This is a genomic window from Pseudomonas sp. FW305-28, assembly GCF_017351395.1.
Classification (GTDB): Bacteria; Pseudomonadota; Gammaproteobacteria; order Pseudomonadales; family Pseudomonadaceae; genus Aquipseudomonas; species Aquipseudomonas fluorescens_AA.
Genome location: NZ_JACNDD010000195.1, coordinates 1 through 10,897 on the forward strand (window position 1 = coordinate 1; position 10,897 = coordinate 10,897).

The following is a 10,897-nucleotide window of genomic DNA, read 5'->3' on the forward strand; positions in this document are numbered from 1 at the left end:
GATCGAGTAGCTGACGATCAGGCGGTTTTCATCCTGGTCGCGCTGACCTGGGATGTCGTTGCGCCAGGTAGCGTTTTTCCACATCACGCCAACGTTCTTCAGCGCACCTTCCGGTACGACGTAGCCAACAGTGATGTCACGTTCCCACTCGGTCTTGTCACCGGTGGCGTGGTCGATGTTGTCGCCGCGCAGGTAGATGACGCCAGCGGTCAAGCCAGGAACGCCGAGCTTGGCGAAGTCGTACGAGTAGCGACCCTGCCAGGTACGTTCACCGGCACGGGCGAACTTGGCGATTTGCATGTCGGTGGTCAGGTAAGCCGACGAACCGTCGCCCTGGTTCAGCCAAGGGAAATCGCTGTCGCCGTTGCTCGCCTGGTAACCACCACCAAAGGTGTGACCGGCAACGGTGTACAGGAACAGGCCGCTGTACAGGTTGTTGTCGACCTTGCCCTTGGTGACGCTGCCGCCATAGTAGCCAGTGGTGTAGTAGGTGGAGTCATGACCATTGGCGCCGTCGCTGCGGCTGTTGAAATAACGCAGGTCGGACTTCAGGACACCCGGGCCGATGGCCCAGTTGTGGATCAGGCCCAGGAAGTGTTGCTTGTAGAAGTCTTCCAGGTTGCCGTAGTAGTACTGGGCAGTCAGGTCCTTGGTGATTTTGTAGTCACCGCCACCGTAGATGAACTTGTTGCTGTCGCGACCGCTGGCGGTACGACCGTTCGCACCGGCAATGGACAACTCCTCGTTGTTGCTGGAGTTACGACCCTTGGCGTGCTCGATCTGGCCGCCGACGAGCGTCAGGTCCTTGATCTCGTTCGAGGTGATCTGGCCACCCTGGAAGGTTTGCGGCAGCAGACGACCATCGTTGGTCACGATGACCGGCAGTTTTGGCTGCAGGGTGCCCAGCTTCAGCTCGGTCTGGGAGATCTTTGCCTTGGCGGTCAGGCCCAGGCTGGAGAAGTTATCCACCGCTTCGCCGTTGGACTTGCTCGGGAAGACCGTGCCGCCGTAGCTGTTATTGGAGGCACCGTTGGTACCGCCGCCCGAATCCAGCCTGATACCCAGCAGGCCGATGGCATCGATACCGAAGCCGACGGTGCCTTGGGTGTAGCCGGAAATGAAGCGCAGGTCGAAACCTTGGCCCCATTCTTCAGACTTGTTCGTTGTAGCAGCCGAATCACGGTTATCCGTGTTGATGTAGAAGTTACGCAGACCCAAGGTAGCCTTGCTGTCTTCGATAAAACCGGCGGCGCCTGCCTGCTGCGCCAAAACCCCAACGGCCACAGCCAGGGCCAAGGTGGACTTGTTCATGCTTCGCTCCTCTCGTTTTCTAATTCTTGTGTGTCTTTGGTTCCGGATCGAACGCCCGGAATCCGCGGATGCGCGATTAGCGCCAGACCGTGACTGACAAGTCAATCGTAACCATTTGTGACTACGACCAAGGTCTAACCCCGCTACACCGGCCCGCAGAATAATGGATTCTCTATAAATCCAAAAAGAATTGTTTCGTTAGTTTTCAGCTCGTTTCGACATATGGTTGCCAGCAAAGCGTCATCAAGCCGTGGAAAGGCTTATCGGCGATAGTGAGGATTACTGAATGGTGTTTTATCGGGCTTTTTGCGAGGTCCGCTCATCCTGCGGCGAAATAGGCTCCGGCGCCTCCAATGGCTTCGATCCTGATCACGACGGCTCGCGCACGGTGCGATCTTGAGCGTTCCAGACTAGCTGCTCATTGTCTGAAATCAAGATCGCGGTCGCGCAAGGGTTCAGGACGGCTCTACAGGGCTTTTTCGAAGATCTTCGAATTACGCTGATAGTTGTAGAGCGACGCCCGCGCTGCCGGCAGACGGTCGACGCTGCTGGGCTCGAAACCACGTTCGCGGAACCAGTGGGCGGTCCGGGTCGTCAGTACGAACAGCGTCTTGAGCCCTTGGGCGCGGGCCCGGGTTTCGATTCGTTCCAGCAGTTCATCGCCCCGGCCACCGTGCCGATATTCCGGGTTCACCGCCAGGCAGGCCAGTTCCCCGGCATCCGAATCGGCGATCTGGTACAGCGCCGCGCAGGCGATGATCATGCCTTCGCGCTCGACCACGCTGAACTGTTCGATCTCGCGTTCCAGCACTTCGCGGGAGCGACGCACCAGAATCCCCTGCTCTTCCAGTGGGCTGATCAGGTCCAGCAGGCCGCCGACATCTTCGATGGCCGCTTCGCGCACCACCTCGAATTGCTCCTGGGCCACCAGCGTACCGCTGCCATCGCGGGTGAACAGTTCAGCCAGCAGCGCGCCATCCTCGGCATAGCTGACGATATGGCTGCGTGCGACGCCGCCACGACAGGCCTGGGCCGCCGCATCCAGCAGTTCGGCCTGATAGTCGCTGCCCAGGCGTTGCATGTGGCCCGGGACCTGTTGCGGGCGCAACTCCCGAACCAGCCGTCCGTCCTCGCCGATAAGCCCTTGCTCGGCGCCGAACAGCAACAGCTTGTCGGCCGCCAGGTCGATGGCCGCCCGGGTGGCGACGTCTTCACAGGCCAGGTTGAAGATCTCCCCAGTGGGCGAATAACCCAACGGCGACAGCAACACGATGGAGCGCTCGTCCAGCAGGCGGTTGATGCCCTTGCGATCGACCCGGCGCACTTCACCGGTGTGGTGATAATCCACGCCTTCGAGCACCCCGATAGGACGCGCGGTGACCAGGTTGCCGCTGGCGACCCGCAGCCGCGAGCCCTGCATGGGTGAGGAGGCCATGTCCATGGACAGGCGTGCCTCGATGGCGATGCGCAACTGGCCGACCGCGTCGATCACGCACTCCAGGGTCGCCGCATCGGTGATGCGCATGCCGTGGTGGTAATGGGGCGTCAGGCCTCGTGCCGCGAGGCGGGTCTCGATCTGCGGGCGCGAACCATGGACCAGCACCAGGCGCACGCCGAGGCTGTGCAGCAGCACCAGGTCATGGACGATGTTGCCGAAATTGGGGTGTTCCACCCCGTCGCCGGGCAGCATGACGATGAAGGTGCAATCGCGGTGGGCGTTGATGTAGGGCGAAGCGTGACGAAGCCAATTGACGTATTCGGGCATGAACCTGGACCTGTAATAAATAACAGCCAAAAAAAGACGAAACAGAACGCACAACGGGCTGGTGGTTATCGTCGGAACAGGCTTGGCGACACGCGCGCTCTCCTCATGTGATGAATACGGGCCCGCAAGGGCACAATTTAACCGGCCGTGGCCGGCGTCAGGCAGTAATGGCCGATCAACTGCCGCAACAGCTGTACGGTAGGTTGCAAACGTGACATTTCAAGGTACTCGCCCGGTTGGTGGGCACAGGCGATATCGCCAGGACCGAGCACCAGGGTTTCGCAGCCAAGGCGCTGAAGATAAGGCGCTTCGGTGCCGAACGCCACTGCTTCGGCGCGATGGCCGGTCAGTCGTTCGGCCACGCGGACCAACTCGGCGTCCTCGGCCTGCTCGAACGGCGGCACTTCGGGGAACAGCGGCGCATAGTCGATCTTGACCTGGTGTCGCTCGGCAATCGGCTCGAGCTTCTGCCGGATCGCCGCCCGCAGCACTTGCGGGTCCATGCCCGGTAACGGCCGCAGGTCGAATTCCATGGAGCACTGGCCGCAAATCCGGTTGGGATTGTCGCCACCGTGGATGCAACCGAAGTTCAGGGTCGGTTGTGGCACGCTGAACTGCGGATTACGGAATTCACGCTGCCATTGCAGGCGCAGGCCACGCAATTCGCCCATGGCATCGTGCATGGCTTCCAGGGCGCTGCGGCCCAGGCTTGGGTCGGAGGAATGGCCGCTGCGCCCGAGAATATCGATGCGCTCCATCATCACGCCCTTGTGCAGGCGAATCGGTCGCAGGCCGGTCGGCTCGCCGATCACCGCCGCGCGCCCCAACGGTCGACCGGCATCGGCCAGGGCCCGGGCGCCGGCCATGGAGCTTTCTTCGTCACAGGTCGCGAGGATCAGCAGCGGTTGCTTGAACGGTTGGTCCAGCAGCGGCTTGACCGCTTCGATGGCCAAGGCGAAAAAACCCTTCATGTCGCAACTGCCCAGGCCCACCCAACGGCCATCGACCTCGGTGAGCTTCAATGGATCGGTCTGCCATAACGCACCGTCGAACGGCACCGTGTCGCTGTGGCCCGCCAACACCAGGCCGCCGGGACCACTGCCGAAACTGGCCAGCAAATTGAATTTGCCGGGGCTGACCTGCTGGACATCGCAGGAGAACCCCAGCTCGGTGAGCCAGCCTGCCAGCAGCTCGATCACGGCACTGTTGGACTGGTCGAGCCCAGGTTGGGTACAGCTGACCGAAGGCGTGGCGATCAGGGCAGCGAATTGATCTTTCATGGACGGCAAAGGCATCGCTGACTCCAGGCTTACAGATTGATGTCCATCATAGAACCATCCGGCGCAAGGAATAAACCGTCGCGGCGCGTAGGATGATCGAGTCCTGTACACTGCACGGCCTTGGCAGCCACACCTTCCCCCGGCTGCGCACCCGATCCCTGGATTTTCCGGCCATGCAGAAAGAAACCGAAATCAAACTCCGCGTCAGCCGCGAGACCCTGGCAGCCTTGCGCGAGCATCCGCTGCTGAAAAAACGCAACAAGAGTGGCTGGGAACGCCACGAATTGATGAACCAGTATTTCGACACGCCAGAACGCGACCTGGCCCGGGCCAAGGTCGCCCTGCGCCTGCGCCGCGACGGCGAAGAGGTGATCCAGACCCTCAAGACCCGTGGCCAGAGCGTCGCCGGCCTGTCCGAACGCAACGAATACGACTGGCACCTGCCCAAGGCCAAGCTCGACCTGAAGAAGCTCGACGGCGAGTGCTGGCCCGAGGCCCTGGCCGAACTGGACAAAAAAACCCTCAAGGCCATCTTCACCACCGATTTCGTCCGCGAACGCGCTGAAATCGCCTGGGGCCGTGGCAAAAGCAAGGTGGTCATCGAAGCCGCCCTGGACCTGGGCCACGTCGTGGTGGGCAAGCAGAAGGAAGAAATCTGCGAACTGGAGCTGGAATTGCGCGAAGGCGAGCCCGCCGCCCTGCTGGAACTGGCCGCCGAGCTGGCCGCGACCCTGCCCTTGATGCCGTGCGACATCAGCAAGGCCGAGCGTGGCTATCGCCTGTATGACGCGGGCAGCTATGCCTTGAGCCTGCCGGCCCCGCAGTTGACCGCCGAAACGCCGCTGGATGACGCCTTCGCCGCGCTGAGCTGGCATTTGCTCGGCAGCAGCCAGCGCCTGGCTGAACAATACCGTTTCAACGGCCACTGGCGCCTGCTGCAGGACTGGGTGGAAAACCTCGCCGAACTGCGTGCCCTGCTCAGCAGCCTCGGCCAGGCCGCGCCACGCCAATCGACCCACGACCTGCGCCTGGCCCTGGACGCGTTGCTGGAAGACTGGCGTCCGCTGGTCCAGGCCGGCCTGGACGATGAAGACGTGCGCAAGGCCGCGCCGGAACAGTTCCTTGAAGAGCTGCAAGACCCGCGCTGGGGCCTGTTCTCCCTCAACACTTCACGCTGGCTGCTGGCCCGCAGCTGGGCCGCCGAGCGCAACACCCGTGGCAATCGCCAGGGCGCGGCGCAACTGGGCAGCTGGCTGCCGCGTCTGCTGGGCGAAGAATCCTCGTCCCTGCAATTGCAACGCTATCAGCAGCAGCCGGAAGACCTCGCTGAGCAACTGCCGCGTATCGAACGCATCCAGGCCTGGCTGCACCACGCCCGTCATGTGCTGGAGATCCCGGAAATGGATCGCCTTTATGGTGAGCTGAACAAGCTGGCGCAACTGGCCAACCAACCCATCACCGACGAAACCCTGGATGCACGCAAGCAGCAGGCGATTGCGGTGTACCAGAATCGGGCTTGGAAGACTTTGCTGCGCCTGTGATGCCGCCATCGCGAGCAAGCTCGCTCCCACGGGGTTCAGCGTTGTAACCACATCTAGTGGCCGCTGAAGATCAACTGTGGGAGCGAGCTTGCTCGCGATGAGGCCAGCACAAACACCCTGGAAACAAGCTTCAGCGCACCACCGGCAAACTCGTCGTCGACTTGATCTCCGACAGCGCCACGATCGAATTCACTTCCTGGATCCCCGGCACCATCGACAGCTTTTCGAAAAAGAATCGCTCATACGCCTCGATGTCCGCCGTGACGATACGCAGCAGAAAATCCACCGCCCCCATCAACACATAACACTCCAGCACTTCGGGAAAGCCGCGAATCGCCTCGGTGAACTCGGTGAAGTTCGAACGGCCATGGGCGTTGAGTTTCACTTCGGCGAAGATCTGCGTGTTCAGGCCGATTTTCTTGCGATCCAGCAACGTCACCTGAGCACGGATGATGCCCTCCTCCTTCATCCGCTGGATCCGCCGCCAGCACGGCGATTGAGACAAGCCGACCTGCTCGGCGATTTGCGCACTGGACAGCGAGGCATCCTCTTGCAGCAGCGCCAGTATCCGGCGGTCGTAGCCATCCAGCTCGCTTTGCATAAACAAACCCATAAATAATGATTTGGAGAATCAAGCGATTCGAAAAATCGCCAGAACCACTCATCTTAGATAAGAAATACCCCGTGACACATGTAAATATTTCTCCCGCATCCCAGGAGACCACCCATGCCCCCACTCGAAGCCGTTGCCACAACTACGACCCGCGCCGACGTCTGGCACGCCGCCAATACCCATTGCCGAGTGCAGTACCAGATGCTGGCCGAGGCCGAGCCGGACCTGTTGTGCCGGGCGTTGAACCTGTTTGCCTTGCAGGGCCTGACGCCACGGCACGTGCGCGTCGAGCGCCTCGACGATCTGCTGTCCCTGGACATCGGCCTGGATGGGCTGAGTTGGCACCGAGCCCAGGTGATCGCTGAAAAACTACGTAACCTGATCGGCATGTGCTCGGTGGACCTGCAAAGCGCTGAATTTACGAGGGTTGAGCCGACCCAGGCGGCCGGCTGAGCGCCCCCATGGGCAAGACCTGGTAACGCATTGGTCGGGTAGTGGCCCAACGGACCACAGGGTCGGGACTATTCTTTTGCAGACCGAGCGAGGACGCCGAAGCGTCTGTATCGCGGCTTTGCTGCAATTGTCCAATAGGAACCCGCATGTCCACCAAACACGCCACTCAGGACCGCTGGCTGGACCTCAATGATCTGCTGCGCCAACTGGTCACCCAGGGCTTCATCAGCCAGGATTCAGCCGAAACCGCGCTCAACGCCCGCCGACGCCACAGCGCCAATAGCCAGCTACATCCGCTGGAGTTCATTGCCAACCAACACCTGGACGACCTCAGTCGACCCGGCAAGCGCCTGGACCTGGAGAACCTGACCCTGTGGTTGTCCCAGCAGGCCGGCCAACCCTACATGCGCATCGACCCGCTGAAAATCAACGTAGCGGCCGTGACGCCCTTGATGTCCTATGCCTTTGCCCAGCGCCACAAGATCCTCGCAGTAGCCGTCGATCGTGACGCCGTCACCGTTGCCAGCGCACAACCCTACGTCAGCAGCTGGGAAGCCGACCTGACCCACGTGCTCAAGCTGCCGATCAAGCGGGTGGTCGCCAACCCGGTGGATATCCAGCGCTTGAGCGTGGAGTTCTATCGCCTGGCCAAATCGGTCAGCGGCGCCACCACGACCGACCAGCAACCGAGCAACCTGAGCAATTTCGAACAGTTGCTCAACCTGGGGGCCAGTGACCAGGAACCGGACGCCAACGACGCTCACATCGTCAATATCGTCGACTGGTTGTTCCAATACGCCTTCCAGCAGCGGGCCAGCGATATCCACATCGAACCGCGCCGCGAGCAGGGCACCGTAAGGTTTCGCATCGACGGGGTGCTGCACACCGTCTATCAGTTTCCGCCGCAGGTCACGATGGCGATCGTCAGCCGCCTCAAGAGCCTGGGGCGGATGAACGTCGCGGAAAAACGCAAACCCCAGGACGGCCGGGTCAAGACCAAGACCCCGGACGGCGGCGAAGTGGAATTGCGCCTGTCGACCTTGCCCACGGCGTTCGGCGAAAAAATGGTCATGCGGATCTTCGACCCGGAAGTGCTGCTCAAGGATTTCGACCAGCTCGGTTTCTCCGCCGATGACCTGCGCCGCTGGCAGGACATGACCCGCCAGCCCAATGGCATCATCCTGGTGACCGGGCCTACCGGTTCCGGCAAGACCACCACCCTCTACACCACGCTCAAGAAACTGGCGACGCCGGAAGTGAACCTCTGCACCATCGAGGACCCGATTGAAATGGTCGAGGCGTCCTTCAACCAGATGCAGGTCCAGCACAACATCGACCTGACCTTCGCCGCCGGGGTACGGGCACTGATGCGGCAAGACCCGGACATCATCATGATCGGTGAGATCCGTGACCTGGAAACCGCTGAAATGGCGATCCAGGCGGCGCTGACCGGGCACCTGGTGCTGTCGACGCTGCACACCAACGACGCGCCGAGCGCCATCAGCCGCCTGCTGGAGCTGGGTGTGCCCCATTACCTGATCAAGGCCACCGTGCTCGGGGTCATGGCCCAACGGCTGGTGCGCACCCTGTGCCCGCAATGCAAGGCCCCGCTGGCCCTGGACGAAGACGACTGGCAGACCCTGACGCGGCCCTGGCAGGCACCGTTGCCGAGCAATGCCCAACAGGCCGTCGGCTGCCTGGAATGCCGCGACACCGGTTACCGCGGCCGCGCCGGTGTCTACGAAATCATGCAACTGACCGACAGCATCAAGGCCTTGATCCACCCCGACACCGACCTGCTGGCGGTGCGCCGCCAGGCCTTCAAGGAAGGCATGCGCAGCCTGAGGCTGTCGGGGGCGCAAAAGGTGGCGGCGGGCTTGACCACCGTTGAGGAAGTCCTGCGCGTGACACCGCAGAGCGAACAGAAGTAGCTGTGGGAGCAAGGCTTGCCCGCGATGAAAATGACGCGGTCTCCCGGGGAGGCAAGGCGCCTGCATCGCGAGCAAGCTTTGCTCCCACAGAGTTTGCTCCCACAGAGTGAGGATAATGGCCGCTTGCCCTACACTCAGGGCTCGCAGGTCCATCTCAACTCGCACAGGGAACCGTCATGCAGATCGGTAGCGTACTTTTACTTTTCATCGGCCTGGTGGTCGCCATTCTCTTCATGGGCTTCAAGGTCGTGCCCCAGGGCTACCAATGGACTGTCGAGCGGTTCGGCCGCTACACCAACACCCTCAAGCCCGGCCTGAACATCATCATCCCGGTGATGGATCGCATCGGGCGCAAGATCAATGTCATGGAAAGCGTGCTGGACATCCCGCCCCAGGAAGTCATCACCGCCGACAACGCCACGGTACAGATCGACGCCGTGTGCTTCTTCCAGGTGGTCAATACGGCCCAGGCGGCCTACGAGGTGAATAACCTCGAGCACGCCATCCGCAACCTGCTGCAAACCAATATCCGCACCGTGCTGGGGTCCATGGAGCTGGACGCGATGCTGAGCCAGCGCGACGGCATCAACGAAAAACTGCTGCGCACCGTCGATGAAGCCACGGCGCCGTGGGGCATCAAGATCACCCGGATCGAGATCAAGGACATCAGCCCCCCGGCGGACCTGATGGCCGCCATGTCCGGGCAAATGAAAGCCGAACGTATCAAGCGTGCCCAGATCCTCGAAGCCGAGGGCCTGCGCGCATCGGCGATTCTCACCGCCGAAGGCAAGAAGCAGGCGCAGATCCTCGAGGCCGAGGGCAGCCGCCAGGCGGCGTTCCTGGAATCCGAGGCCCGCGAGCGTCAGGCGCAAGCCGAAGCGTTGGCCACCCAGGTGGTGTCCCAGGCCATTGCCGACGGTAACGTCCAGGCCGTGAACTACTTCGTCGCACAGAAATACATCGATGCACTGGGCAAACTGGCGTCGGCCAACAACAGCAAGGTGATCCTGATGCCGCTGGAAGCCAGCCAGGTCATCGGTGCGGTCGGTGGCATCGGCGAGATCGTCAGGGCCACCTTCGACAGCAAGAAAGCCTGAGGCGCGCGTATGTGGGGGTTCCTGCAACACATGTCGTATTGGGACTGGCTGGCGCTGGGCGTCATCCTGCTGATCCTTGAAGTGTTCGGCGCCGGTGGTTACCTGCTGTGGATCGGCATGGCCGCCGCGGCAGTCGGCGTGCTCACGTTCTTCCTGCCGCAGATGCCGTGGGAGCTGCAGTTCCTGTTGTTCGGCCTGTTCGCCATCGCCACGGCACTGTACTGGTGGCGACGCCAGCGCAGCGCTGTGCGCCAAAGCGATCAGCCGCACCTGAACCTGCGCGGGCAGGAACTGATCGGCAAGGTCTTCCTGGTGCATGAAGCGATTGTCGATGGCCGCGGCAAGATCAAGGTGGCCGACAGTGTCTGGCTGGCCAAGGGGCCCGAATCGCCCGTTGGCACGCGGGTCAGGGTGGTGGCGCAGGAGGGCGCGGTGCTGCAGGTGGAACGGGCTGACTGACAAGTCATGGAACTGAATCGAGACGCAGGTAATCCAACGTCATAGTTAACCCAGTGGAGTCACCTATCATGCGTCTCAAACTTGCTGTCGCTACCCTAGCCTTGCTGTCTCTTCCTGTTGGCTCGGCAATGGCCGACACGTTTTGGCGTAACGTCATCTCGTCCGGTGCGACCACCGGTTCCACCTACCTGACCTTCAAGGATCACAAACTGATCGTCGCCGCCCAGGACGACGCCGGCAGCTTCGTCGCCAGCGATGGCGGTATCCGTGGCCCTTACCTGGAAGCGGCGATGCAGAAAGTGCGTGCCGATAACCCAGGTCTGCAAGCCACCGACATGGAGCTGGCCAACGCGATCCTGGCGAAAAACGCCGTCGCCCAGGACTGATGCCCGGCCAATAAAAAATGCCGCTCGATGAGCGGCATTTTTTTGCCCGGTGAAAATCCCA

General features: G+C 61.7%; 10 protein-coding genes. 6 read left to right on the top strand and 4 right to left on the bottom strand.

All coding sequences use genetic code 11. The annotated features are described in order from the left end of the window. The 3 genes from J4E53_RS27850 to argE all read right to left on the bottom strand — a co-directional run. A partial coding sequence (locus J4E53_RS27850; RefSeq protein ID WP_207268236.1) for an OprD family porin occupies nucleotides 1-1,311 on the bottom strand: 1,311 nt, incomplete at its 3' end. Nucleotides 1,312-1,777: 466 nt separating this feature from the next. Beyond that, a complete protein-coding gene (gene argA, locus J4E53_RS27855) occupies nucleotides 1,778-3,076 on the bottom strand; it encodes an amino-acid N-acetyltransferase (protein WP_053126389.1) in 1,299 nt (432 codons plus the stop codon). Nucleotides 3,077-3,213: 137 nt separating this feature from the next. Further along, nucleotides 3,214-4,371, bottom strand: coding sequence for an acetylornithine deacetylase (gene argE / locus J4E53_RS27860; protein WP_060740146.1), 1,158 nt, complete (start codon nucleotides 4,369-4,371; stop codon nucleotides 3,214-3,216). A gap of 158 nt (nucleotides 4,372-4,529) precedes the next feature. On the opposite strand from argE, the gene J4E53_RS27865 reads away from it, so the two are divergent. Beyond that, a complete protein-coding gene (locus J4E53_RS27865; protein WP_063325205.1) occupies nucleotides 4,530-5,897 on the top strand; it encodes an inorganic triphosphatase in 1,368 nt (455 codons plus the stop codon). A gap of 130 nt (nucleotides 5,898-6,027) precedes the next feature. On the opposite strand, the gene J4E53_RS27870 is transcribed toward J4E53_RS27865, so the two are convergent. Continuing rightward, the gene (locus J4E53_RS27870) at nucleotides 6,028-6,498 is read right to left on the bottom strand and encodes an Lrp/AsnC family transcriptional regulator (RefSeq protein ID WP_060743113.1); all 471 of its coding nucleotides are present in this window, start codon (nucleotides 6,496-6,498) and stop codon (nucleotides 6,028-6,030) included. A 126-nt stretch (nucleotides 6,499-6,624) separates the two neighbouring features. Between J4E53_RS27870 and J4E53_RS27875 the strand changes: the two genes are divergently transcribed. The 5 genes from J4E53_RS27875 (at nucleotide 6,625) to J4E53_RS27895 (ending at nucleotide 10,836) form a co-directional block, all read left to right on the top strand. Next, entirely contained in the window at nucleotides 6,625-6,963 is a 339-nt protein-coding gene (locus J4E53_RS27875; RefSeq protein ID WP_103310983.1) for a hypothetical protein, read from the top strand. Between the two features lie 146 nt (nucleotides 6,964-7,109). Next, complete coding sequence (locus tag J4E53_RS27880; protein WP_060740144.1) at nucleotides 7,110-8,894, top strand: GspE/PulE family protein; 1,785 nt, start codon at nucleotides 7,110-7,112, stop codon at nucleotides 8,892-8,894. Nucleotides 8,895-9,070: 176 nt separating this feature from the next. Further along, nucleotides 9,071-9,991, top strand: coding sequence for an SPFH domain-containing protein (locus J4E53_RS27885; RefSeq protein ID WP_014340768.1), 921 nt, complete (start codon nucleotides 9,071-9,073; stop codon nucleotides 9,989-9,991). 9 nt (nucleotides 9,992-10,000) lie between these two features. Further along, nucleotides 10,001-10,450: an NfeD family protein gene (locus J4E53_RS27890; RefSeq protein WP_060740143.1), complete on the top strand. Its 450-nt coding sequence runs from the start codon at nucleotides 10,001-10,003 to the stop codon at nucleotides 10,448-10,450. A 65-nt stretch (nucleotides 10,451-10,515) separates the two neighbouring features. Beyond that, complete coding sequence (locus tag J4E53_RS27895; RefSeq protein WP_170846005.1) at nucleotides 10,516-10,836, top strand: DUF2388 domain-containing protein; 321 nt, start codon at nucleotides 10,516-10,518, stop codon at nucleotides 10,834-10,836. Nucleotides 10,837-10,897: the final 61 nt, after the last annotated feature.

Coding starts and splice junctions, on each gene's coding strand:
- argE (WP_060740146.1), bottom strand. CDS start 4,371: ATGCCTTTGCCGTCCATGAAAGATCAATTCGCTGCCCTGATCGCCACG.
- J4E53_RS27870 (WP_060743113.1), bottom strand. CDS start 6,498: ATGCAAAGCGAGCTGGATGGCTACGACCGCCGGATACTGGCGCTGCTG.
- J4E53_RS27865 (WP_063325205.1), top strand. CDS start 4,530: ATGCAGAAAGAAACCGAAATCAAACTCCGCGTCAGCCGCGAGACCCTG.
- J4E53_RS27890 (WP_060740143.1), top strand. CDS start 10,001: ATGTGGGGGTTCCTGCAACACATGTCGTATTGGGACTGGCTGGCGCTG.
- argA (WP_053126389.1), bottom strand. CDS start 3,076: ATGCCCGAATACGTCAATTGGCTTCGTCACGCTTCGCCCTACATCAAC.
- J4E53_RS27880 (WP_060740144.1), top strand. CDS start 7,110: ATGTCCACCAAACACGCCACTCAGGACCGCTGGCTGGACCTCAATGAT.
- J4E53_RS27875 (WP_103310983.1), top strand. CDS start 6,625: ATGCCCCCACTCGAAGCCGTTGCCACAACTACGACCCGCGCCGACGTC.
- J4E53_RS27885 (WP_014340768.1), top strand. CDS start 9,071: ATGCAGATCGGTAGCGTACTTTTACTTTTCATCGGCCTGGTGGTCGCC.